This is a genomic window from Anaerostipes rhamnosivorans, from assembly GCF_005280655.1.
Taxonomy (GTDB): domain Bacteria; phylum Bacillota; class Clostridia; order Lachnospirales; family Lachnospiraceae; genus Anaerostipes; species Anaerostipes rhamnosivorans.
Genome location: NZ_CP040058.1, coordinates 3447098 through 3470973 on the forward strand (window position 1 = coordinate 3447098; position 23876 = coordinate 3470973).

General features: G+C 43.6%; 22 protein-coding genes and 1 other annotated feature. Of the genes, 2 read left to right on the forward strand and 20 right to left on the reverse strand.

What is annotated here, in order from left to right:
- From AR1Y2_RS17050 to AR1Y2_RS17075, 6 genes are read right to left on the reverse strand one after another with little or no spacing between them, the layout of a single operon-like run.
- Positions 1-834, reverse strand: coding sequence for a PTS system mannose/fructose/sorbose family transporter subunit IID (locus AR1Y2_RS17050; RefSeq protein WP_137330048.1), 834 nt, complete (start codon positions 832-834; stop codon positions 1-3).
- A complete protein-coding gene (locus tag AR1Y2_RS17055; protein WP_137330049.1) occupies positions 824-1624 on the reverse strand; it encodes a PTS sugar transporter subunit IIC in 801 nt (266 codons plus the stop codon). The genes AR1Y2_RS17050 and AR1Y2_RS17055 overlap by 11 nt, the downstream gene beginning before the upstream one ends.
- A 23-nt stretch (positions 1625-1647) precedes the next feature.
- Positions 1648-2109 (reverse strand): PTS sugar transporter subunit IIB, encoded by a 462-nt coding sequence (locus tag AR1Y2_RS17060; RefSeq protein WP_137330050.1) that lies wholly within the window; start codon positions 2107-2109, stop codon positions 1648-1650.
- Between the two features lie 21 nt (positions 2110-2130).
- Positions 2131-2544 carry a PTS sugar transporter subunit IIA gene (locus AR1Y2_RS17065; RefSeq protein WP_137330051.1) on the reverse strand — a complete coding sequence of 138 codons (414 nt, stop codon included), beginning with the start codon at positions 2542-2544 and terminating at the stop codon, positions 2131-2133.
- Positions 2545-2561: 17 nt separating this feature from the next.
- Positions 2562-3635: an SIS domain-containing protein gene (locus AR1Y2_RS17070; protein ID WP_243118797.1), complete on the reverse strand. Its 1074-nt coding sequence runs from the start codon at positions 3633-3635 to the stop codon at positions 2562-2564.
- Between the two features lie 40 nt (positions 3636-3675).
- Positions 3676-4695, reverse strand: a complete 1020-nt coding sequence (locus tag AR1Y2_RS17075; RefSeq protein WP_137330052.1) for an SIS domain-containing protein — start codon at positions 4693-4695, stop codon at positions 3676-3678.
- A 376-nt stretch (positions 4696-5071) separates the two neighbouring features.
- Here AR1Y2_RS17075 and AR1Y2_RS17080 point away from each other — a divergent pair, with 376 nt between their 5' ends.
- Positions 5072-5782, forward strand: a complete 711-nt coding sequence (locus tag AR1Y2_RS17080; RefSeq protein ID WP_137330053.1) for a GntR family transcriptional regulator — start codon at positions 5072-5074, stop codon at positions 5780-5782.
- 9 nt (positions 5783-5791) lie between these two features.
- Entirely contained in the window at positions 5792-6541 is a 750-nt protein-coding gene (locus tag AR1Y2_RS17085; protein WP_137330054.1) for a GntR family transcriptional regulator, read from the forward strand.
- Here the strand turns inward: AR1Y2_RS17085 and AR1Y2_RS17090 are convergent.
- From AR1Y2_RS17090 to AR1Y2_RS17160, 14 genes are all read right to left on the reverse strand, one after another.
- Positions 6519-6674 (reverse strand): HAD hydrolase family protein, encoded by a 156-nt coding sequence (locus AR1Y2_RS17090; protein WP_137330055.1) that lies wholly within the window; start codon positions 6672-6674, stop codon positions 6519-6521. The genes AR1Y2_RS17085 and AR1Y2_RS17090 overlap by 23 nt on opposite strands.
- Positions 6675-6986: 312 nt before the next feature.
- Complete coding sequence (fic, locus tag AR1Y2_RS17100; RefSeq protein ID WP_137330057.1) at positions 6987-7592, reverse strand: protein adenylyltransferase Fic; 606 nt, start codon at positions 7590-7592, stop codon at positions 6987-6989.
- 93 nt (positions 7593-7685) lie between these two features.
- On the reverse strand, positions 7686-8879 hold the full coding sequence (tuf, locus tag AR1Y2_RS17105) for an elongation factor Tu (RefSeq protein WP_137330058.1): 1194 nt from the start codon (positions 8877-8879) through the stop codon (positions 7686-7688).
- 152 nt (positions 8880-9031) lie between these two features.
- Positions 9032-11101 carry an elongation factor G gene (gene fusA, locus AR1Y2_RS17110; RefSeq protein WP_243118917.1) on the reverse strand — a complete coding sequence of 690 codons (2070 nt, stop codon included), beginning with the start codon at positions 11099-11101 and terminating at the stop codon, positions 9032-9034.
- 101 nt (positions 11102-11202) lie between these two features.
- Positions 11203-11673, reverse strand: coding sequence for a 30S ribosomal protein S7 (rpsG, locus tag AR1Y2_RS17115; protein WP_024729154.1), 471 nt, complete (start codon positions 11671-11673; stop codon positions 11203-11205).
- Between the two features lie 240 nt (positions 11674-11913).
- Positions 11914-12327: a 30S ribosomal protein S12 gene (gene rpsL, locus AR1Y2_RS17120; protein ID WP_137330060.1), complete on the reverse strand. Its 414-nt coding sequence runs from the start codon at positions 12325-12327 to the stop codon at positions 11914-11916.
- Positions 12328-12509: 182 nt separating this feature from the next.
- Complete coding sequence (gene rpoC, locus AR1Y2_RS17125; protein ID WP_137330061.1) at positions 12510-16085, reverse strand: DNA-directed RNA polymerase subunit beta'; 3576 nt, start codon at positions 16083-16085, stop codon at positions 12510-12512.
- 30 nt (positions 16086-16115) lie between these two features.
- Complete coding sequence (rpoB, locus tag AR1Y2_RS17130) at positions 16116-19916, reverse strand: DNA-directed RNA polymerase subunit beta (protein ID WP_137330062.1); 3801 nt, start codon at positions 19914-19916, stop codon at positions 16116-16118.
- Between the two features lie 246 nt (positions 19917-20162).
- Positions 20163-20531: a 50S ribosomal protein L7/L12 gene (gene rplL / locus AR1Y2_RS17135; RefSeq protein WP_024729148.1), complete on the reverse strand. Its 369-nt coding sequence runs from the start codon at positions 20529-20531 to the stop codon at positions 20163-20165.
- 41 nt (positions 20532-20572) lie between these two features.
- Positions 20573-21094, reverse strand: coding sequence for a 50S ribosomal protein L10 (rplJ, locus tag AR1Y2_RS17140; RefSeq protein WP_137330063.1), 522 nt, complete (start codon positions 21092-21094; stop codon positions 20573-20575).
- A 51-nt stretch (positions 21095-21145) separates the two neighbouring features.
- Positions 21146-21278 (reverse strand) — a sequence feature (ribosomal protein L10 leader region).
- A 41-nt stretch (positions 21279-21319) separates the two neighbouring features.
- Positions 21320-21661, reverse strand: a complete 342-nt coding sequence (locus AR1Y2_RS17145) for a virulence associated protein D (RefSeq protein WP_137330064.1) — start codon at positions 21659-21661, stop codon at positions 21320-21322.
- Between the two features lie 89 nt (positions 21662-21750).
- A complete protein-coding gene (locus AR1Y2_RS17150) occupies positions 21751-21993 on the reverse strand; it encodes a hypothetical protein (protein ID WP_243118798.1) in 243 nt (80 codons plus the stop codon).
- Positions 21994-22255: 262 nt separating this feature from the next.
- Positions 22256-23125: a cysteine ABC transporter substrate-binding protein gene (locus AR1Y2_RS17155; RefSeq protein ID WP_137330065.1), complete on the reverse strand. Its 870-nt coding sequence runs from the start codon at positions 23123-23125 to the stop codon at positions 22256-22258.
- Positions 23112-23876, reverse strand: a complete 765-nt coding sequence (locus AR1Y2_RS17160) for an amino acid ABC transporter ATP-binding protein (protein ID WP_137330066.1) — start codon at positions 23874-23876, stop codon at positions 23112-23114. The genes AR1Y2_RS17155 and AR1Y2_RS17160 overlap by 14 nt, the downstream gene beginning before the upstream one ends.

The following is a 23876-nucleotide window of genomic DNA, read 5'->3' on the forward strand; positions in this document are numbered from 1 at the left end:
TTACCCGAGGAAACCAAAGAATGCACCTACGACTCCAAGGGCCATCAATAACAGCATCATGACAATCGGATTACATTTATCCTTCTTAAAAATGTAATAAATAACACCGAACAATGCCAATGGAAGAATTCCCGGCATAATTCCATCTAAAATTGACTGTACTGTTGTGGCATCCTTTCCTATTCCGAATTTAATCGGAATCGACAAATACACATTTTCTGCGGTCATGGCACCGGCAACAGTGAGTCCGAGGATACTGGCTGCCTGCATGACTTTATCCATGATTCCGGATTTCTCTAATTTATCCATGGCCTCCACGCCCAGTTTATATCCTAAAAATGTCAATGGATAGCGCAGTCCAAAGTTCGGTATATTAAAAATCAGCCAGAACAGGATTGGACCCAGAATGTTTCCTTTCATAGCCAGAGAAACACCGATCCCCATTGCGATAATCCGGAGAGTTCCGTGATACATTGCATCTCCGATTCCTGACAGCGGCCCCATAAAGGCTGTCTTTACGGCGGAAATAGATGTGGTATCAAAATCCGGGTCTGCCGCATTTTTTTCTTCCATAGCTGCCGTAATTCCAAGAGGCAGCGTGGAAATGTACATGGTTACATTGTATAATTCCATATGCCGCTGCAACGCTTTGATGTAGTCCTCTTTGTTTGGGTATAATTTTTTAAGAATCGGCAATATGGCAAAACAATAACCAGAGTGCATCATACGTTCATAGTTCCATGAATGCTCCATTGGAATGGAACGAAGCCAGACTTTCCTCAGATCACTTTTTGTAATTTTTCCATTATAGTCGGCATGTATGTTAAAACTCATCGAAATCGCCTCCTTCCGTTTCATCAGCGACAGCCGGCATCCGGCCTGATCCGAACAAGCCAGTGCTGGACATTCCAAACAGCGCCGCCAGGATCAAAATTGCAAATAAAGCAACACCTGTTGTAGATACCCCCGAATATGCGACGATAAAATAACCGATAAAGAAAAACGGAGCGATGCTCTTTTTCATAATCATCTGTGCCAGAAGGGCAAATCCCATCGCCGGCAGAAGCCCGCCTGCAATCTCCATACCTGTCTGTACGAATTCCGGAACTAATTTCATCAGTGTGGTAATCTTGTCTGATCCGAGATAAAAAGCAATCGGTACAATCGGTGTTGTCACTCCCCATGCCACAAAACCGCTTAATATAAAGTTTCTCTGAAAGGCTCTGTCATTTCCGTCGGCAATATTTTTGTCCATCAAATGGGCAAAAAAGTTCAGGATTGGATAACCTGTCACATTGCTGATAGCTAATACGATGCTGGCCACCGGTAGTCCAAGAGTCAGTGCCATCTCTGGTCCCGCTCCTGCCTTTATGGCAAGCGCCACGCCGAGGATTGTTCCGCTGACCATGTCCGGCGGGTCATATGCTCCGATTGATGCTGCTCCGGCAAACGCCAGTTCCAGCGTCGCCCCCATGATAATACCTGCCTGCAGATCGCCCATGATCAGCCCTACAAAAGGTCCGATCACAATAGGTCTCTGAATCATACAGGTTCCCAGAAACCATTCAAAGTTTGTACAAAACCCCAGGATTCCCAGAAGTATTGCCTGTACTCCTGTACTCATAGCTGCTCCTCCTTTTCATCACATTAAAGATGGATCTTCTGCTCCGCCTTTTCCGGCACTCCCTGCTGGTAAACATGCACACCATCCTCAATCAATTCCTTTAACATTTGTTCTTCTTCCTGATTTACATAGACAACCGGCGCCAGACACTTTTTATCTTCCCCCGGCATGGTACCTCCGAGATTGAGTTCCTTAATTCCAAGCTCTTTTACCAGTCGGAAAGCCCCTTCTATATTTTCACAGACAATAAATAACTGGTATTTATCTGTAATTCCACTTTTAATCGCTTTGATACTTTCTTCGATTGTTTTTACCACCACCTTAACTCCCGGCGGTTTTGCCAATTTCACAGAGGTGACACGGACAGGGTCATCCTGAAGTGTGTCTGTGACAAGCAAAATACAGTCTGCACTCAGCTTTGAGGTCCAGGAAAATGCCACCTGTCCATGCAGAAGACGATAATCTACTCTTACCTTTTTAATCATTTGTATATGCTCCTTTCTCAACTAAAAATCGCCAAGATCATCCATACTGGCTGAAACTTGTATGTCATTGCAATATTGGATTCCGTCTTTTGCCGCCTGAATGCCCTGCCTGATCAACAGTTCCGTGTTCTTCTCCTCCGATAAGATCAACTGTACTGCAAGAGGAAGGTTCATACCGCACACTAAATGAATATTCGGCCGGTCCAGAAACTTCATCATATCATTGTTGACGCTCCCTCCCATAATATCTGTAAGTATGATAATGTCATCTTTCAAAGGATATTCAGCAAGCTTTGCCTGAAGCTTCTTTAAATACAACTCCTCTCCTTCCATATAAGCGTTAAAATAAGGTATTTTGTTTCCCAAAACAAATTCAATGGCAGATGCAATTCCCTCAGAAATACGGGAATGTCCTGTCAAAATGATGTGCCGCACCGTATCAGCTCCTTTCCCTAGAATGGTAGATCCTCTTCATAATCGCCTGTTTTACAATGTATTTTTTCTTCATACTTTGCATATAACGGGTGTTCCGTTGTAATGTTTCTACTCTTTGCAGTCCAATAAGCCAGATACTGAAAAAACGCGGTCAAATACAATGGCGAAACAGTTTCATCCATCCTGTCCTCTTTCTTAAAATCTGCTTTCACTAAAAAGGTCTTGTTCGTAATTTCTCTGGCAGCACAGCAGATTTCCTCTGTCCGTTTTCCTGCCCTGTCCCCCGCACTCACAAAAAACAATGTGTATTCCGGTGTCAGCTGAAGGTCCGGCCCATGAATAAACTCCTCCGCTTCAAAGGACGCCGTAGGTATATGTACCATCTCCGAGAGCTTGAGGGAACCTTCTTTTACGGTTCCCATATTTGCTCCACAGCCGATAAAAAATGCATGTTTCATTGACAGTAGCTGTTCTTTGTTTTCTATACAAAATTCCTTTGCCTTCAAATAAATACGCTTGTGCTCCTTACATGCCTTTTTAAGCTCTCTGATCGCTTTTTCATATACTTCTTTGTCCAGCTCCCCGAGAGATAGCTCCAGGGATACCAGCATAAGGAAACAAGTCAGTGTGCTCATACCTTTCGTTACATATCCAACACGCTCTTCTCCCGCACCGTATTCCACAAAACAGTCGGAAAGCTCTGCCACAGCCGATTTTGCTTTTCCGAGCACCGCCATTGTCCGATGCCCTTCCTTCTGGTATTTTTCAATCGCCTTTACCACATTTGTACTGCTTCCGCTTTGTGAAATAAATAAATAAATATTATTTTCCTGCGGTTCTTCATAGTAAGTAAAAGTAAAAGGTGTCATCAAACGAACCGGATTTTTCATATACCTTTTCATAAATGCCAAAGCGCTGAATGCCGCATTATAAGATGACCCGGATGCCACAATAACAAGTGTCTTCCCCTGTCTGATCCCTTCCTTTTCAAGCCATTCTATCAGGTCTTTTGTCAATTCTTTTCTCTGTTCTATGTTTCGGACCATTACAGACGAGGTTTCCTGTATATAGTCTTCCATCCGTTTGCCCACTGCCCGTACTCCTTTCTGTAAAAAGTTTTACCGCAATTATTTAGTAATCCATCACTCTGTAATATCTTCTGATGTCAAGGGAATGTCCTGTAGCATCTTCCAGATGTGCAGTCAGTCTTCCAAGATAAGCTTCCAGGAAAGCAGGTGAGAAATCTCCTCTGTATTTTTGAGAAATTCCTTTTGCTTCATAATCTTTGGTGTCAATCACCTTTACTTTTTTGGAGATCTTCTTTGCAAAATTCTCTACACGTTCTGTCAGCATTCTTGTCTCATCTTCTCCTTTAAATATCATGATGCTGGTATCCTCCTCCAGCAGTTCCAGTGTTCCGTGGAAAAATTCCGGTGATTGAATAGATTTTGTACGGATCCACTGCATTTCCTCAAGATAACACATGGCAAAGCAGTAAGTTGATCCCCATAGGTTTCCGGATCCAACCAGCATATGGTATGTTTCATCTTTGATCTGGTACGCATATGCCTTGGCTTCTTCATCTACTTTTTCTTTTATATCCGCCAATGCTTCCGGTAACTTTTCGAGGTTCTCAATAAATTCATCGTAATCTTCCATATCTCCATTTTTATGTAATACAGCGCTGACAATCAAAAACAATTTCATATGGTCTCCATCACATGAAAGTTCATCACCCGCACCGCACACGATTGGATACGTCAAGAGGTCTTGTAACGGTGCCTCTTCATTTCCACTCACTCCAATCGTAGGGATTCCTCTCTCTTTACAGTATTTTGCTGCAGCGATCGCTTCCTTTGTGGTACCGGATTCACTATAAAGGACTACCAGTGATTTTTTAGTGACCGCTTTATTAATACCCAGCACAAATTCTGCCGCATTCTCCATGTAGATTGGCATAGCCGTTCTTTTTTTTGCAAAATACTCCATTGGCATCATGATGGAAATACTCCCTCCGACACCTGCCATGACCAGATTATCTACCCCTTTTTCAAATGCATCATCAATATATTTTTCAATCTGAGGTTTTAACCTCATAATCTCTCTAAAGTTATTTAAGTATGTTTCTCTGTCATAATTTTTGTAAGCCATTTTTATTCTCCTTTCAATTCCATCGTCACTTTGATATACCACGTATACGTCTTGGTGCTTTTAGCATACCATATCCGTTCGCACCTGTCAATACTCCTACTTACACCGGTTATATCTCTTATATATTTATGCATTTTGCACAATTTTTTCGATTTTTTTGTTGTTTTCTAAAATCTAATTATTTGATACTTCCCCATACCTCTTGACATTTTATTGCAACTGGTATATTCTTTTCATATACCAGATAAGCAGACCAGTTGTTGAAATTACTCTTTTTTTGTAGTTTTAATATACTAAAACAAATACCACTTATTTTTCTTTATTTAATAATCGTGGAGAATTAAGAATACCAGTGAAGATTGACAGGAGGGGCGAAATGCCGAAAAAACATCCCGTTTATTTACAGCTTGCAGATTTGATTGAAAGAAAAATTAATAAAAATGAATATCCTCTCGGAAGTAAAATTCCTTCAGAGAGAGAATTAATTGACACTTTTGGCATCAGCCGTATGACTGTCCGCAAAGCGATCGAAGTCTTAATTGAGAAGGGTCTTTTAACAAGGGTCCACGGAAAGGGTACCTATGTAAGCCAGGCCACTGTGCGTTCCCCTCTTGACAGTATTCAGTCCATGGGGAAGTTTATCCAGGACTCAGGACTGCTGCCGTCCAACAAAGTTTTGCTGACAAAAAAAGAAAAAGCCGGAGTAAAATACTCCAGGATTTTTCATTTAAGTCCTGATGATGATATTTTTCTGCTCTTTAGGCTGCGGCTGGCAAACGGAAAACCTTTTGCTTTGGAATACACCTATACACCATATGACATTGTCCCCAATCTGGACAGCTATGACTTTGAGCAGTGCTCGTTTTATGACCTTCTGGAGACAAACCATATCAGCCCGTCACATGATACACAGCGTCTTGAAATTGTGAGAGTTCTAAATCCTCAGGCCTCTTTATTAAATCTGGAAGAAGGCTCTGCTGTGTTCATGCTCCACAATACTGTCAGAGATTCTTCCGGAAGGACGATTGAATATACACGATCCTATTATAGTGAACGGACCATTACCTTTACATCTACTTTAACTTAAGGAGATCACATGAGTAAATATATTAACCTTTTGAGTGAGGAAGTAAAAGAAAAAATAGAAGCGTATATTATTGAAAATGAGTTAAAACCTTATGATCCCCTGCCCTCTGAGCGTAAGTTGGCAGAAACCTTTAACGTAAATCGTCTGACGATTCGTTCTGCGTTAAAAAGGCTGCGTTATGAGCACCATATCTTCACTCAGCACGGAAGAGGCAATTTCATTGCTCCCCCGAAGATTGACGATGATACAGAAAAGTTTTGCTCCTTTACCGATGGGTGGAGCGCAGATGGATTTAGGACTTCCAGCAAAGTTATTTCCTTTGACAAGAAGGAGGCTTCTTTGTCTGTCAGCAGCCATCTGGGGATTGCCCTGGGTGAAAAGGTTTACTGCCTGGGACGAGTGCGCTATCTGGAAGATGAACCTTTCCTATTGGAAACCTCGTTCATTCCTGAAAAGTACTGTCCTGGTCTGGAGCAGTACAATTTTGCTGTTCAATCTCTATATGATACTCTCATTCATGTTTATGATTTGAATTTAAAACGGATTGATGAAACGATCACGATCACTTCCCTGACAAATGAGGAAAGCCGCTATTTAAATGCAGAAGAAAACGATATTGGATTCTGCATTAAATCCACTGCATACGATGAGGAAAAAGTGATAGAATATTGTATTACCATCAATCGGGCAGACCGATATATGATGGTCAGTACATTGGGAAATGATAAGGATCAACTCATAGCAGATACTTATCAATAGCCCTGCCTACGCCTTCATGGTCACAATCTGCTGTTTCAATGCGGCAGGCCTTTTTTACATCAGCCTCTGCATTCTCCATGGCAACCGCTAATCCGGCACCGGTCCGTGAAAGAACCATGGTCCATCTTGGCATATACCAAGATATCTTTTGAAGAAATATAATTCATAGTATATTGAACTGTATCAGTGTGGATAAACCTTTCAGCAATCATTTTATCTCTTTTCCTGTCATATATACAGGAGCCATTTGCAAAGATCACATAACGTAGATCTGGATTTCACAGTTGAAATGTGTTGATTATAGAAATTAATTTCTAACCATAGAAATAACCAGAAAGGCAGAAATTAAGCACAAAAAAGGAACCCAACCGGTTTCATTTTATCAAGGCTTAAAAGCTCTGAATAAAAACCGAGAGATTCCATAAAAATAATAAGGTATTTGTTTCTATAAATCTTTTGTTTTATACACGCTGTATCCTTCATAGTAATAGCTATAATCAATCCCCTTCATATACATTTCTCTGTCATTTATTTTATCTGTTAATGCTTGTTTTAAAAGGACTTTTATTTCTATCTCTTTTATGGGGCTTCTTTCCATAGCAAGCAGGTAATCATCTTTGTCAACCGCACTCCAATCTATGACTTGACCCAATTTATTTTTTAACATGAGATCAAGCCAAATTCGCATGCTGCGCCCATTTCCCTCCCGAAATGGATGGGCTATATTCATCTCAACATACTTTTCAATAATCTCATCAAAAGTCCCTTGTGGCATTTTTTCTATACTTTTTAATGCGTCTTTTAAATACATGATCGGCGCAAATCTAAAATTACCTTTTGCCAAGTTCACTTTACGGAGTTTTCCAGCAAAATCATAAATATCTCCGAACAAATACTTATGAATTTGTTCAAGAGCATCATATGATCCTGCATTCAAGTGATCCAAAAAGCAAGACTCAAACATTTCTACAGCCTTTTTCTTACTTATTTTTTCTTCTGCCCTTGCAAGTTCTGCAGAATCTGTAATACCTAATTTATTTTCAAGTATCATCTAAAAACTCCTTTGCTAAATGTAAATAAATCCGGAAAACCAAACATGGTTTCCCGGATTTTATTAATCGTATATTACAATACAGATCTAGAATTACTCGATGATTGTAGCAACTCTTCCTGATCCAACTGTACGTCCACCTTCACGGATAGCGAAAGATAATCCCTGAGCCATAGCGATTGGGTGAATCAGTTCGATTGTCATTTCTACGTTGTCACCAGGCATGCACATTTCAACACCTTCTGGTAATTCAACAACACCTGTTACGTCAGTTGTTCTGAAGTAGAACTGAGGACGGTATTTGTTGAAGAAAGGAGTATGACGTCCACCTTCATCTTTTGTTAAAACGTATACCTGAGCTGTAAACTTTGTGTGGCATGTGATAGAACCTGGTTTACAAAGAACCTGTCCTCTTTCGATTTCTTCTCTCTGAACACCACGGAGAAGAGCACCGATGTTATCACCAGCCTGAGCTTCGTCAAGAAGTTTACGGAACATCTCGATACCAGTTACGACAACTTTTCTTGTCTCTTCTTTGATACCAACGATTTCAACTTCTTCAGATACGTGAAGAACACCACTTTCAACTCTACCAGTTGCAACAGTACCACGTCCTGTGATAGAGAATACATCCTCTACTGGCATAAGGAAAGGTTTGTCTGTGTCACGCTGTGGGTCTGGAATCCAGCTGTCAACTGCAGCCATAAGTTCCATGATCTTGTCTCCCCACTCGCTGTTAGGATCTTCAAGAGCTTTTAAGGCAGATCCCTGGATGATCGGTGTATCGTCACCTGGGAATTCGTACTCGCTTAATAACTCACGGATTTCCATCTCTACTAATTCTAATAATTCTTCATCGTCTACCATGTCACATTTGTTCATGAATACTACGATGTAAGGTACACCTACCTGACGAGAAAGTAAGATATGCTCTTTTGTCTGAGCCATAACACCGTCAGTTGCAGCTACTACTAAGATAGCTCCGTCCATCTGAGCAGCACCAGTGATCATGTTCTTTACATAATCGGCATGGCCTGGGCAGTCTACGTGAGCGTAGTGGCGGTTGTCTGTTTCATATTCTACGTGAGCTGTGGAGATAGTGATTCCACGTTCTCTTTCTTCCGGAGCTTTATCGATGTTTTCGAAATCAACGGCTGCGTTTCCTTCTACTCTGGCACTTAATGTCTTTGTGATCGCAGCTGTTAAAGTAGTTTTACCATGATCGACGTGACCAATGGTACCAATGTTACAATGAGGTTTGGTTCTCTCAAACTTTTCTTTAGCCATTTTAAATGTCCTCCTTATTAGCCCTTTGGGCAAATAGATAAATTATTATTTACTACCGGGTCGACGATTCACCTTACCAAAGGCCGTCCTACCCTTGATTATATTTCATTTCTTTGAAGAATTCAAGCAAATTTTTAATGAAAAAAACCTGCTTATTTTGTTTTGTCAGCGATGATTTTTTCCTGTACACTCTTCGGTACCGGCTCGTAGCTGTTGAAGAACATAGAGTAGTTTCCACGGCCCTGTGTTCTGGAACGTAAGTCTGTTGAGTATCCGAACATTTCCGCAAGAGGAACGAAAGCTCTGATGATCTTTCCGCCTCCAACATCGTCCATACCCTCGATACGTCCACGGCGTGAGTTGATATCACCGATAACATCTCCCATGTAATCTTCAGGAGTTGTAACTTCGACTCTCATGATCGGCTCTAAGATGATAGCTCCGGCTTTCTGCATTGCTTCTTTAAATGCCATAGAACCGGCGATCTTAAAGGCCATCTCTGAGGAATCGACATCATGGTAAGATCCATCGTATACAGTAGCTTTCACACCAAGTACCGGGAATCCTCCAAGGATACCGCACTGAGCAGCTTCCTCGATACCAGCTCCGACTGCCGGGATATATTCCTTCGGAATGTTACCGCCGACAACAGTGGATTCAAACTTGAACAGTTCTTCACCATTGGCATCCATTGGCTCAAAGTGTACTTTACAGTGTCCGTACTGTCCACGTCCACCAGACTGTTTTGCATATTTGCTGTCCACATCCACTTCTTTTGTGAAGGACTCTTTGTATGCAACCTGTGGAGCACCTACATTAGCTTCTACTTTAAACTCACGGAGCAGACGGTCTACGATAATCTCCAGGTGAAGCTCACCCATTCCGGAGATGATGGTCTGTCCTGTCTCTTCATCTGTATGAGCTCTGAAAGTCGGATCTTCTTCTGCAAGTTTTGCAAGAGCTTCTGACATCTTGCCCTGGCTCGCTTTTGTCTTAGGCTCGATCGCAACGTCGATAACCGGCTCTGGGAATTCCATAGATTCCAGGATTACTGGACTCTTCTCATCACAGATCGTATCACCTGTTGCTGTGAACTTAAATCCAACAGCCGCAGCAATGTCACCTGAGTATACTTTATCTAACTCTTCACGCTTGTTGGCATGCATCTGAAGGATACGTCCAACACGCTCTTTTTTCTGTTTTGTTGCATTTAATACGTAGGAACCTGAATTCATTGTTCCGGAATAAACACGGAAGAAAGCAAGCTTTCCAACGAATGGGTCTGTCATGATCTTAAATGCCAGCGCTGAGAAAGGTTCTTCATCTGAAGAATGTCTCACGACTTCATTTCCGTCTTCATCCACACCCTTGATTGCCTCGATATCTGTCGGTGCAGGCATGAACTCAAGAACTGCGTCCAGTAACTTCTGAACACCCTTGTTGCGGTAAGCAGTACCACAGCAGATCGGAACCGCACTACATTCACATGTTCCTTTTCTTAATGCTGCTTTTAATGCTTCTATAGATGGCTCTTCCCCTTCCAGGTATTCCATCATCAGATCGTCATCTAACTCACAGATCTGTTCTACTAACTGAGTGTGATACATCTCTGCATCATCTTTCATATCTTCAGGGATATCTGTGATTGAAATATCTTCACCCTTGTCATCGTTGTAGATGTAGGCTTTCATTTCAAACAGGTCAATGATACCCTGGAAGTCATCTTCTTTGCCGATTGGCAGCTGAATCATAACTGCATTGGCACCAAGACGGTCTTTGATCTGATCTACGGAACCGTAGAAGTCTGCACCTAAGATGTCCATCTTGTTGATGAATGCCATCCTTGGTACATTGTAGGTATCTGCCTGACGCCATACGTTCTCAGACTGTGGCTCTACCCCACCCTTTGCATCAAATACACCGATCGCACCGTCAAGTACACGCAGTGAACGCTCTACTTCTACAGTGAAGTCAACGTGTCCCGGTGTATCAATGATGTTGATACGGTGTTCTAATGCTCCGTCTTTTGGTTTGCAGTTTTCCTGGAGAGTCCAGTGACATGTAGTCGCTGCAGAAGTGATCGTGATTCCTCTCTCCTGTTCCTGCTCCATCCAGTCCATGGTAGCAGTACCTTCATGAGTATCACCGATCTTATAATTTACACCAGTATAATAGAGGATACGCTCTGTCAAAGTGGTTTTCCCAGCATCGATATGAGCCATGATTCCAATATTTCTGGTTCTCTCTAATGGATATTCTCTTCCAGCCAAGATCTTTTCCTCCTATTGTTTTTCGGATAAAGCGGTAGGCCCCGCACACCAGATTAGAATCTGTAGTGTGCGAATGCTTTGTTTGCTTCTGCCATTTTGTGCATGTCTTCTTTTTTCTTTACAGATGCTCCAGTGTTGTTGGACGCATCAAAGATTTCGTTTGCAAGCCTTTCTTCCATTGTCTTTTCTCCTCTTTTACGAGAGTATAAAGTCAACCAACGGAGTGCAAGGGCCTGTCTTCTGTCCGGACGCACATCGATCGGCACCTGGTAGGTAGCTCCACCGATACGTCTAGCCTTTACTTCCAGCACAGGCATAATGTTGTTCATTGCCTCTTCAAATACTTCAAGGGCAGGCTTTCCAGCTTTTTCTTCAATACGGTTAAATGCACCGTATACGATCTTCTGGGCAACTCCTTTTTTACCGTCTAACATGATGTTGTTGATCAATTTGGTCACAACTTTGTTATTGTAAATAGGATCCGCCAAAACATCTCTTTTCGCAATATGTCCTTTACGTGGCACGTTTCTTCCCTCCTTAATAATTGCCAACGGCAGAAATTTTATACCGCCGGCCTTAATTCATCGGTACTCATTCATCCTTGCGCAGCTACCGGCTTTCCGCCGGCCTTCAAGCGCTCAATGCCTGATCGTGCCAGAATTTATATCTATCTCCTGTACTACAGGGAAAACATTCATTTCCGGCACAACTATACAAGGTAGCGTAAGACTTACGCTGCTTTGTACCAATTTAGTTTCGTTTGATTATTTCTTCGGTCTCTTAGCTCCGTATTTGGAACGAGCCTGCATTCTGTTTGCAACACCTGCTGTATCAAGTGTTCCACGAACGATATGGTAACGAGTACCTGGTAAGTCCTTAACACGACCACCACGAATCAGAACAACACTATGTTCCTGTAAGTTATGTCCCTCACCTGGGATATAGCTTGTTACTTCGATACCGTTAGAAAGACGTACTCTGGCAATCTTACGAAGAGCAGAGTTAGGCTTTTTAGGAGTCGCAGTTTTAACAGCTGTACAAACCCCTCTCTTCTGAGGAGAGCTGGTGTTTACAGATTTCTTCTTTAAAGAGTTAAAACTTTTCTGAAGAGCTGGTGCTGTAGACTTCTTAGTAGATGTCTTTCTCCCTTTTCTAACTAATTGGTTAAAAGTTGGCATTAATTTTCACCTCCATGCATGTTTTCTGCTGTAGTTACTTATGATCTGTTGTTGCACATAGATATCTACGCGCATTTTTTAATTATAAATGTGCAAAAATCGTTTGTCAAGGGGATTTCCGAACATTTTATACCACAAACCCCGCCCACTGGGAAAATCCAGGGGCGGGATCTGTTAAAACCCTACTCGAAATCGATTTCGTCTTCAAGTGTCAGTTCTTCTTCTTCTGTGTTGATCTTAACATTGCGGTACCGTTTCATTCCGGTTCCTGCAGGGATCAGTTTTCCGAGGATAACATTTTCCTTTAATCCTACCAGCGGATCGACCTTTCCTTTGATGGCCGCGTCGGTGAGGACTTTGGTTGTCTCCTGGAAGGATGCTGCGGATAAGAAGGAGTCTGTGGCAAGAGATGCCTTGGTGATACCAAGGATGATCTGTTCCGCCTTTGCAGTCTCTAAGTTTCTTTCTTCCAGCTCCCTGTTTGTCTTTTCAAATTCCAGTACGTCGATCATGGCACCTGGCAGATACTCGCTGTCGCCGCCTTCTTCGATGCGGACCTTTTTAAGCATCTGGCGCACGATGACCTCGACGTGCTTGTCGTTGATATCTACACCCTGCAGACGGTATACTCTCTGCACTTCACGGATCATATAGTCCTGAACGGCGCGGATACCCTTGATCTTTAAGATATCATGCGGGTTGACGGAACCTTCTGTCAGCTCGTCTCCGGCTTCCACTTCCTGGCCTTCCATGACTTTCAGTCTGGAACCGTAAGGAATCAGATACGCCTTCATATCTCCGGTCTCTTTGTTGGTGATGACAACTTCACGTTTCTTCTTCGTATCCTTGATCTGCACTTTTCCTGCAAACTCAGAGATGATCGCAAGACCCTTCGGCTTTCTTGCCTCGAAAAGCTCTTCGATACGAGGAAGACCCTGTGTGATATCGTCACCGGCAACTCCTCCGGCATGGAACGTACGCATGGTCAGCTGTGTACCAGGCTCACCGATGGACTGGGCAGCAATGATTCCGACTGCTTCTCCCACCTGTACGGCCTGACCGGTCGCCATGTTGGAGCCGTAACACTTGGCACAGCATCCCACCTGGGACTGACAGGTCAGCATAGTTCTGATCTTAACCTTAGTAAGTCCGGCATCAATGACGGTCTTTGCTCTTCTCGGTGTGATCATGTGGTTTGCCTTTACAAGCACCTCTCCTGTCTCAGGATGTTTGATCTCCTCAGCAGCGTAACGTCCTGTGATACGGTCCTGAAGACTTTCAATGACTTCCTGTCCGTCCATAAACGCTTCCACGTACATACCCGGAATCTGTCCGTCCGGATCCAGTCCGCAGTCTGCTTCTCTGATGATCAGATCCTGGGACACGTCTACGAGACGTCTCGTCAGGTATCCTGAATCGGCAGTTCTAAGAGCCGTATCGGAAAGTCCCTTTCTCGCACCGTGGGCGGAGATAAAGTACTCCAATACGTCCAGACCTTCACGGAAGTTTGACTTGATCGGCAGTTCGATGGTACGTCCTGACGTATCGGCCATTAGTCCACGCATTCCTGCCAGCTGCTTGATCTGCTGGTTGGAACCACGGGCTCCGGAATCGGCCATCATGAAGATGTTATTGTATTTATCTAATCCTGTAATCAGCTTGTCGGTCAGAACATCATCGGCATCAAACCATGTCTTGACAACCGCCTTGTAACGTTCTTCCTCAGTCATCAGTCCACGTTTGAACTGATTGTTAATAAACTCTGACTGATCCTGTGCTTTTGCCAGGATTTCTTTCTTTTCTTCCGGCACTGTCATGTCGGAGATGGAAACTGTCAGGGCACCCCTTGTGGAGTACTTATAACCGAGTGCCTTGATATCATCCAGCACTTCCGCGGTCTTGGTAGCACCGTGGATGTTGATACATTTGTCAAGAATCTGTTTTAACTGTTTCTTTCCTACATGGAAATCAATCTCCAGATTCAGGGCGTTTTCCGGGTCAGAGCGGTCTACAAATCCCAGGTCCTGCATGATGATCTCGTTGAATAAGATCCTTCCCAGAGTACATTCCACGACTTTAGAGATTTTATTTCCGTTCTTATCGACCTTTGTACGCCTTACATTGATCCTTGCGTGCAGTGTGATCGCTTTATTCTCGTAGGCAAGAAATGCCTCATTTTCTGACTTAAAGTACTTGCCTTCACCCTTATCTCCCTCTTTTTCCAGAGTCAGATAGTAGATTCCCAGGACCATATCCTGAGAAGGAACGGCTACCGGACCTCCGTCGGAAGGTTTCAGCAGGTTGTTCGGTGACAATAAAAGGAAACGGCACTCTGCCTGAGCTTCCACAGAAAGCGGAAGATGGACAGCCATCTGGTCACCGTCAAAGTCGGCGTTGTAAGCAGTACATACCAATGGATGCAGCTTGATGGCCTTACCTTCTACAAGGATCGGCTCAAACGCCTGGATACCAAGTCTATGCAGAGTCGGTGCACGGTTCAGCATAACCGGATGTTCCTTGATGACATCCTCCAGCACATCCCACACTTCCGGCTGGAGTTTTTCCACCATCTTCTTGGCAGACTTTATATTATGGGAAAGTTTCCTTTCCACCAGTTCTTTCATTACAAATGGCTTAAACAATTCGATTGCCATCTCTTTTGGCAGACCGCACTGGTAAATCTTCAGTTCCGGCCCGACAACGATAACAGAACGTCCTGAGTAGTCAACACGTTTTCCAAGCAGGTTCTGACGGAAACGTCCCTGTTTACCTTTCAGCATATCAGAAAGGGATTTCAATGCACGGTTACCTGGTCCTGTGACCGGACGTCCACGGCGGCCGTTGTCGATCAGAGCATCCACCGCTTCCTGGAGCATACGTTTTTCGTTTCTTACGATAATATCCGGAGCTCCAAGTTCCAGAAGACGTTTCAGACGATTGTTCCGGTTGATGATCCTTCTGTAAAGATCATTCAAGTCAGAAGTTGCAAAACGTCCTCCGTCCAGCTGTACCATTGGACGGATATCAGGAGGAATGACCGGAACAACGTCCAGGATCATCCATTCCGGGTTGTTTTCAGAGTTTAAGAAGGCTTCCACGACTTCCAGGCGTTTTACGATCCTTGCCCTTTTCTGTCCTGTAGCTGTCTTAAATTCGTCTTTCAGGGATTTTGCCTCTGCCGGAAGATCAATGGCTTCCAGCAGTTCCTTGATGGATTCAGCACCCATCCCCACACGGAAGGAAGTTCCGTATTTGTCGTAGGCATCCCTGTATTCTTTTTCTGTCAGTACCTGTTTGTAAGCCAGGTCTGTCTCCCCTGCATCCAGAACGATGTAGCAGGCGAAATACAATACTTTTTCAAGGCTCCTTGGAGAAATATCCAGGATCAGTCCCATACGGCTTGGAATTCCTTTGAAATACCAAATGTGGGAGACCGGAGCCGCCAGTTCGATGTGTCCCATACGTTCACGGCGTACGTTGGCTTTTGTTACCTCTACGCCGCATCGGTCACAGACAACACCTTTATATCTGATTTTTTTATATTTACCACAATGACATTCCCAGTCCTTGCTCGGCCCGAAGATCTTCTCACAGAAAAGTCCGTCTTTTTCAGGCTTCAAGGTACGATAGTTGATGGTTTCAGGTTTTTTTACTTCTCCCCTGGACCACTCACGGATCTTTTCCGGGGAAGCCAACCCGATCTTAATTGCATCAAAGGCAATTTTATGATTTGCATATTCGTTGCTTGATCCTATCATTAAGGTTGCTCCTTCCTTCTAACTGCACTCCTATGAAATAGTAGTGTCTTCGCCATCTTCAAAGTTCCCCTCTTTAAATCCTAAAGCTCCCAGGGAATCTTCGCTTTCTTCATAATTATTAAATACGCTGTCCCCTTCGATCATCGGCTTCAGGTCCTGATTGTTTTCAGCCAGGTCCACATTTTCCTTGATCTCTACTTCCTGCGCATTTTCATCGAGTACCTTGACGTCTAACGCCAGGGACTGGAACTCTTTCAACAGTACCTTGAAGGATTCCGGAATACCCGGCTCAGGGATATTATCACCTTTGATGATTGCCTCGTATGTCTTCACTCGTCCGATGACGTCATCGGATTTAACGGTCAGGATCTCCTGAAGTGTATAGGATGCCCCATAAGCCTCCAGAGCCCAAACCTCCATCTCTCCGAAACGCTGTCCTCCGAACTGGGCTTTACCTCCCAGCGGCTGCTGTGTAACAAGAGAGTACGGACCTGTGGAACGCGCGTGAATCTTATCGTCAACCAGATGATGGAGCTTCAGATAATGCATGAATCCGATGGTAACCGGACTGTCAAACTCTTCGCCGGTACGTCCGTCTCTTAATCTTACTTTTCCGGTACTGTCGATCGGCACACCTTCCCAATCTTTTCTGTGATCCTTATTTGCCTTAAGGTAATCTATCACGCTTGCGTCAACGCGTTCTGTCCATTTCGCTTCGAAATCTTCCCAGCTGGTATTGGCAAAGTCGTTAGCCATTTCCAGTGTCGTCGCAATATCATTCTCATCGGCCCCGTTAAATACCGGAGTCGCAACATTAAATCCTAATACTTTAGCCGCAAGGGATAAGTGGATCTCCAGCACCTGCCCAATGTTCATACGTGACGGCACACCCAATGGGTTCAGCACGATGTCCAGCGGACGTCCGTTCGGAAGATACGGCATATCTTCCACCGGAAGAATACGTGAAATTACACCCTTGTTACCGTGACGTCCGGCCATCTTATCTCCCACAGAGATCTTTCTCTTCTGTGCAATGTAGACGCGGACTGTTTTATTTACTCCAGGAGGCAGTTCGTCTCCATTTTCTCTTGTAAAGATCTTTGTATCCATAACGACACCGTAAGCTCCGTGAGGAACTCTTAAGGAGGTGTCTCTGACTTCTCTTGCCTTCTCACCGAAGATGGCACGGAGCAGACGCTCTTCTGCTGTCAGCTCTGTCTCTCCCTTTGGAGTTACTTTTCCAACCAGGATATCTCCTGCGCGCACTTCCGCTCCAATGCGGATGATACCGTTCTCATCCAGGTCTTTTAACACATCCTCACTAAGACCTGCTAGATCTCTTGTAATCTCTTCTTGTCCAAGTTTGGTATCACGGGCCTCTGCCTCGTACTCTTCAATATGAACAGAAGTGTACACATCTTCCTGAACCAGACGCTCGCTTAATAGGACTGCATCCTCATAGTTGTAACCTTCCCAGGTCATAAATCCGATCAGAGGGTTTTTACCGAGAGCCATCTCTCCGCTCTTAGTGGAGGCACCGTCTGCCAGGATGTCATCCTTTTTGACGTGATCCCCTTCAAAGACGATCGGACGCTGATTCATACAGTTCCCCTGGTTGCTCCTTGCAAACTTGATGACATTGTAGATATCCTTGCCGCCGTCGGAGTCTCTGCGGACTACGATCCTGGTGCTGGTAGACTTCTCTACCACTCCGTCATTCTTTGCAACAATACAAACACCAGAGTCAAAAGCTGCCTTAGATTCCATACCTGTTCCTACCACCGGCGCTTCTGTGGAAAGCAGCGGCACAGCCTGACGCTGCATGTTGGACCCCATGAGGGCACGGTTCGCATCGTCATTTTCCAGGAACGGGATCATAGAGGTAGCTACAGAAAATACCATCTTAGGCGATACATCCATCAGATCCAGGTTTGCTTTATCAAATTCTGAAGTATCTTCACGGAAACGCCCGGTTACATGGGTGTGGACGAAATGTCCATCCTCATCGAGAGGTTCATTGGCCTGTGCCACGACGAAGTTATCCTCTTCATCAGCAGTAAGATAGACAACCTCATCGGTCGCAACCGGATTTTCCGGATCTGTTTTATCCAATACACGGTATGGAGCTTCGATAAATCCATACTCGTTGATCCTTGCATAGGTAGCTAAGGAGTTGATCAGACCGATGTTCGGACCTTCCGGGGTCTCGATTGGACACATTCTTCCGTAATGGGAATAATGTACATCCCGGACCTCGAATCCGGCACGGTCTCTTGACAATCCACCAGGTCCCAATGCAGACAGGCGGCGCTTATGCGTCAGCTCAGACAGTGGATTGTTGTGATCCATGAACTGGGAGAGCTGGGAACTTCCGAAGAATTCCTTCACTGCCGCAGTCACTGGTTTGATGTTGATCAGAGACTGAGGTGTGATCGTCTCAATATCCTGGGTCGTCATCCTCTCACGCACAACTCTTTCCAGACGGGAAAGTCCGATCCGGTACTGGTTCTGCAAAAGTTCTCCGACCGCTCTGATCCTACGGTTTCCTAAGTGGTCAATGTCATCATGGTTTCCGATTTCATACTCAAGATGCATATTGTAATTAATAGAAGCTAAAATATCTTCCTTTGTAATATGCTTTGGAATCAGATCATGGATATTCTTTTTAATTGCATTCTTTAATTCGTCGCCGCTTAAACCTTCTGCCAGGATCTTCTCCAGCACAGGGTAAAAAACGTTCTCATGGATGCCAAGTTCTTCCGGGTCGAAATCTACATATTCGTCCATGTTTACGGTCATATTAGATAGTACTTTGGTATTGCCGAATTCGGTCTGGATCAATACACTCTGCACTGCGGCATTCTGGATCTGGTCTGCCAGTTCCAGTGTGACTTCCGTCCCTGCTTCCGCAAGAATCTCTCCTGTGGAGGTGTCAATGACATCTTCCGCCAGCATATGTCCCGTGATACGGTTTCTGAACGCCAGCTTCTTATTGAACTTATAGCGTCCTACTTTGGCAAGGTCATAACGTCTCGGATCAAAGAACATGCTGTTGATCAGGCTCTCTGCGCTGTCCACAGACAAAGGCTCACCCGGACGGATCTTTTTATATAACTCTAATAGACCATCTTCATAGTTATCAGATGGATCTTTTTCCATACTTGCAAGGATCTTCGGTTCTTCTCCAAATAATTCCTTGATTTCTGCATTGGTCCCGATACCAAGAGCACGGATCAATACGGTGATCGGCACCTTCCTAGTACGGTCCACACGCACATTAAAGACGTCGTTGGAGTCTGTCTCGTACTCGAGCCAAGCTCCACGATTTGGTATAACTGTAGCAGAGTACAGTTTCTTACCGATCTTATCATGGGCAATCCCATAGTAGATACCAGGAGAACGGACCAGCTGGCTGACAATAACACGCTCAGCTCCGTTGATCACGAAAGTTCCCGTGTCAGTCATCAAAGGTAAATCGCCCATAAAAATGTCATGCTGTTTGATTTCATCCGTTTCCTTATTATGAAGTCTTACTTTCACCTTCATCGGAGCGGCATATGTGGCATCCCTCTCCTTACACTCTTCAATGGAATATTTAATATCATCTCTGCACAGCTTGAAATCGATGAATTCCAGGCTGAGCTGATCGCTGTAATCCCCAATCGGAGAAATGTCCTCAAATACCTCTTTGAGTCCTTCCCCCAGGAACCAGTTGTAAGAGTCCTTTTGGATTTCAATAAGGTTCGGTACTTCCAAGACGTCATCTTGTCTCGCATAACTCATCCTTATGCTCGTACCCGATTTCATTGGTTGAATTCTGTTTTTTTCCATGGACGTGTTCACCTCTTGATTTCTACATGGTTTATATACTACTTATTGTGCGAATCTCTCACAATTTAAATAACGAAAAAAAGGCTTGGCTATGGGCATACAATCCCATACTAAAGCATCGCCTAATAATACCACAGTGTCCATCGCATGTCAAGCGTTAATTTGGACAGACGCAAAAAGAATCGGACTGACAGAGTCAGCCGATTCTTTCATGAAGTTTTCTTACATTAGATATTGAACAAAGAACTATTTTAAAGTTACTTTTGCTCCTTCGCCTTCTAACTTAGCTTTGATGTCTTCTGCTTCTGCTTTAGATGCAGCTTCTTTGATTACTTTAGGAGCTCCGTCAACTAATTCTTTCGCTTCTTTTAATCCTAAACCAGTTACTTCACGGACAACTTTGATGACTTTAACCTTAGCTCCGCCGATTTCTGTAAGCTCTACATCGAACTCATCTTTTTCTTCAGCTGCTGCACCGTCTGCTGCTCCGCCTGCTGCTACAACAACACCTGCTGCTGCAGATACACCGAATTCTTCTTCGCATGCTTTTACTAATTCATTTAATTCTAATACTGATAAACCTTTAATAACTTCAATAATTTCCTGAGTTGTCATTTTTATTTCCTCCTGATAATTAATTTAATGTAAACCGCTGATTATTCAGCCGCTTCTGTTGCTTCTTCTGCCGGAGCTTCTCCGTCTTTCTCTGCGATCTGTTTAATAACACGAGCAAAGTTTGTAATAGGAGACTGGATGCTTCCGAGGAATTTTGCAAGTAATTCGTCTCTTGACGGGATGCTTGCGATAACCTGTACGCCGTCTTTGTCGTAGAAAGTTCCTTCTACAACTGCAGATTTCAGGTTGAATACTTCGATCTTCTTTGCGTATTTTGCCAGGATCCTTGCCGGTGCTGTTGCGTCTGTTTTAGAAACAGCGATTGCAGTCGGTCCGGTAAGATCAGCAGATAACGGTTCGAATTCCGTATCTTTTACCGCAAAACGAATCATTGTATTCTTGTATACTTTGTAGTCTACACCTGCTTCTCTTAATTCCTTACGCATTGCTGTATCTTCTTCTACAGAGATACCGCGGTAAGAAACTAAAACTGCTGACTGTGCATCTGTAAGCAATTCTTTGATTTCGTTAACGATAGGTTGTTTTAATTCTACTTTTGCCATGATGAAATGGTGCACCTCCTTGATTTATTTTAGTGTACCGCCGCGTGGAATCTAAATATAAGAAAAGCCCTTTGTCCGCAAAGACAAAGGGCACAATTAGCTTTTGACTAATCATCATCCTCGGCAGGTAGTTTACGTTATGCCTTGCGGCACCTGCTGTCTTCGGCAGTGATACTGTAGTAATATATCATATGGTACCGAAAACGTCAACTAGTTTTTTTAAATTTACGGGAGCGGCTCCATCTCCTCAGCCTCACCGGTAAATAAATCCAACAAATCGTGATTCCGTCCTATATTCGTCACTTCAAAATTGCTGATGCAAAGACGGAGCCATGGGAATTCCGCTGACATTGTACGAATCAAATCATACACATATAAATCTGTTGTTTTAAATGTAGTATGATATCCTGAATACTGGACATGGGAAAACTTCTCTTTTTGAAAAAAATTACGAATTAGGTGATATGCATTTTGAGGACTCTGCCTGGAGTAGTTCTCTTCCAAAGCCCTGGTACTTAAATCAAAATAAACTGCCTTGTAAAACTTTTTCTCACGATCTGACATCATGCAACACTTATTCTCCTTGTATAGTGGTACAGCACATCCTCCACAGAATAATCTTCTTCATTCAGCCCATCGTCACTATTATACCATACTCACTTAATAACATAGTCCATGAACCAACCCTTTTCTTTCAGCGAAGTTATGACAGCTCCAAAGGCACCATAGTCTCTTGCATGTCCTCTTCCGTAAAAAACCAATGTCCCATCTTTTTCCTTATTCATAGGAATATCATACTTAAAAAAACTCTTTTCAAGAGTTTGATAAATACTGATTACATCATATTTATGCTCTGACTTAATTTTTGCTTCATCTAGTTTTATCTCTAACTTTAACATGGCGCCCTCCTAATTTTTTTATTTTATTATATCTCCTCCGATTCAACTTGTCAATATTTTACATTTGTCTTTGGTATCCAACGATGTCCTCTTCTCCTTCTGAGTTCCTGACCTCAAGCTTTGCGCCTTCCACCGATGGTTCCTTCCACATGAAAGCCACTTGATGTATTCCCAGTCAGGAGGCGTGATCTTACCCCATTTTAGAAAGATCATCAAAAAAAATTGCCCGGGAGACAATCAATATTTCCCGGGCAGATCCATCTTATTTATATTCTTTTAATTCTTTTTCATTCATGATAATGGTATCGGAATCAACAGTCTTTCCATATACCGGAAGCAGTGTCTTCTTATAATCCTTCTCGAAGAATCCTTCTTTTGTAAGTTTCGTGATCTCTTCGTCCAGCCATTTCTTCAGATCATCATTTCCTTTTTTGACAGCCGGCGCGATAAAGTCATGTTCTCCCAGAGATTTAATCCCTGTGGTGAATCCTTTGTTTTCTCTTGCCCATGCATAAACAAGCGTATTGTCATGTGCCAGCGCGGCTCCTCTGCCGTCCTTTAACGCGTTAAAAGCTTCTGTGTTCTGGTCATATTTTAAAAGCTCAATGTCAGGATATTTCTGGGTGAAATATGTCTCTGCCGTTGTCCCTTTGTTTACGATTAGCTTCTTTCCTTTTAACTGTTTGACGTCCGTGATCACTTTTCCGTTTGGTGATACCACACCGAGAGCCACCTTCATATATGGAAGAGCATAATCTACGACTTCTTTTCTCTCGTCAGTGACAGTAAAGTTGGCGAGGATCACATCCACTTTGTTACTCTGGAGGAATTCCACACGGCTTGCCGCCTCTACCAGCACAAATTCCACTTTGTTTTCATCGCCGAATAAATCCTTTGACAGACGGCGGGCCAGCATCACATCATACCCCTGGTTCTTTCCGTTTTTATCTACATAACCAAATGGCGGTTTATCGCTGAATACACCAACCTTGATCTTTCCGTTCTTCTTAATCTGTTCCACGGAAGACTGGTTGTCGCTTTCGTCAGACTTTTTACTTCCGCATCCTGTCATCAGGCCGATAGCCATGCTTAGGACTGCCAGTACCACTAAAATCTTGCTAAATTTTTTCATCTTTTTTCATCTCCTCAAAATTAAACATGTTTAAAAACTTCTGTGCCCGTTCCGTCTGCGGATGTTCAAAAAACTCCTTCGGGGTGTTCTGTTCCACAATACGGCCCTCATCGATGAAGATCACACGGTCCGCCACAGCCTTTGCAAACTGCATCTCATGGGTCACGATAGCCATGGTCATACCCTGCTTTGCAAGCTCCAGCATAACATCCAGAACCTCTCTTACCATTTCCGGATCCAGAGCGGCTGTCACCTCATCAAACAGCATGATCTCAGGATTCATACAGAGAGATCTTACGATGGCAACTCTCTGCTTCTGTCCTCCTGACAGCTGTCTCGGATAAGAATCCTTTTTCTCTTCCAGTCCCACTCTTTTTAACAAGGAAACGGCCATCTCTCTCACTTCCTTGGGATCTCTCTTCTGAGCCTTTACCGGCCCCAGCAGAATATTATCCAAAATGGTCATGTGCGGGAAAAGGTCATAGCTTTGGAATACCATGCCGATCTTCTGGCGGATCAAATGCCACGGCACTTTCCCATCCGAAAGGTTCTGTCCGTCCAGGCTGATCTCCCCGCCCTGGAATTCCTCCAGGCCGTTGATACATCGAAGCAGGGTGCTCTTCCCGCACCCGGAAGGGCCTAAGATGACAACTACCTCTCCCTTATTTATATCAAAAGAGATATCTTTTAATACCTCTGTCTCCCCAAATGATTTTTTTAAATGACTGATTTTCAATAACTGATTACCCAT

Coding starts and splice junctions, on each gene's coding strand:
- fic (WP_137330057.1), bottom strand. CDS start 7,592: ATGATACTTGAAAATAAATTAGGTATTACAGATTCTGCAGAACTTGCA.
- AR1Y2_RS17055 (WP_137330049.1), bottom strand. CDS start 1,624: ATGAGTACAGGAGTACAGGCAATACTTCTGGGAATCCTGGGGTTTTGT.
- tuf (WP_137330058.1), bottom strand. CDS start 8,879: ATGGCTAAAGAAAAGTTTGAGAGAACCAAACCTCATTGTAACATTGGT.
- rpsL (WP_137330060.1), bottom strand. CDS start 12,327: ATGCCAACTTTTAACCAATTAGTTAGAAAAGGGAGAAAGACATCTACT.
- AR1Y2_RS17160 (WP_137330066.1), bottom strand. CDS start 23,876: ATGGGTAATCAGTTATTGAAAATCAGTCATTTAAAAAAATCATTTGGG.
- AR1Y2_RS17085 (WP_137330054.1), top strand. CDS start 5,792: ATGAGTAAATATATTAACCTTTTGAGTGAGGAAGTAAAAGAAAAAATA.
- rplL (WP_024729148.1), bottom strand. CDS start 20,531: ATGACAACTCAGGAAATTATTGAAGTTATTAAAGGTTTATCAGTATTA.
- rpoC (WP_137330061.1), bottom strand. CDS start 16,085: ATGATAGGATCAAGCAACGAATATGCAAATCATAAAATTGCCTTTGAT.
- fusA (WP_243118917.1), bottom strand. CDS start 11,101: ATGGCTCATATCGATGCTGGGAAAACCACTTTGACAGAGCGTATCCTC.
- AR1Y2_RS17050 (WP_137330048.1), bottom strand. CDS start 834: ATGAGTTTTAACATACATGCCGACTATAATGGAAAAATTACAAAAAGT.
- rpoB (WP_137330062.1), bottom strand. CDS start 19,916: ATGGAAAAAAACAGAATTCAACCAATGAAATCGGGTACGAGCATAAGG.
- AR1Y2_RS17155 (WP_137330065.1), bottom strand. CDS start 23,125: ATGAAAAAATTTAGCAAGATTTTAGTGGTACTGGCAGTCCTAAGCATG.
- AR1Y2_RS17075 (WP_137330052.1), bottom strand. CDS start 4,695: ATGGCTTACAAAAATTATGACAGAGAAACATACTTAAATAACTTTAGA.
- AR1Y2_RS17060 (WP_137330050.1), bottom strand. CDS start 2,109: ATGATTAAAAAGGTAAGAGTAGATTATCGTCTTCTGCATGGACAGGTG.
- rplJ (WP_137330063.1), bottom strand. CDS start 21,094: ATGGCAAAAGTAGAATTAAAACAACCTATCGTTAACGAAATCAAAGAA.
- AR1Y2_RS17150 (WP_243118798.1), bottom strand. CDS start 21,993: ATGTTAAAGTTAGAGATAAAACTAGATGAAGCAAAAATTAAGTCAGAG.
- AR1Y2_RS17080 (WP_137330053.1), top strand. CDS start 5,072: ATGCCGAAAAAACATCCCGTTTATTTACAGCTTGCAGATTTGATTGAA.
- AR1Y2_RS17145 (WP_137330064.1), bottom strand. CDS start 21,661: ATGATGTCAGATCGTGAGAAAAAGTTTTACAAGGCAGTTTATTTTGAT.
- AR1Y2_RS17090 (WP_137330055.1), bottom strand. CDS start 6,674: ATGCCAAGATGGACCATGGTTCTTTCACGGACCGGTGCCGGATTAGCG.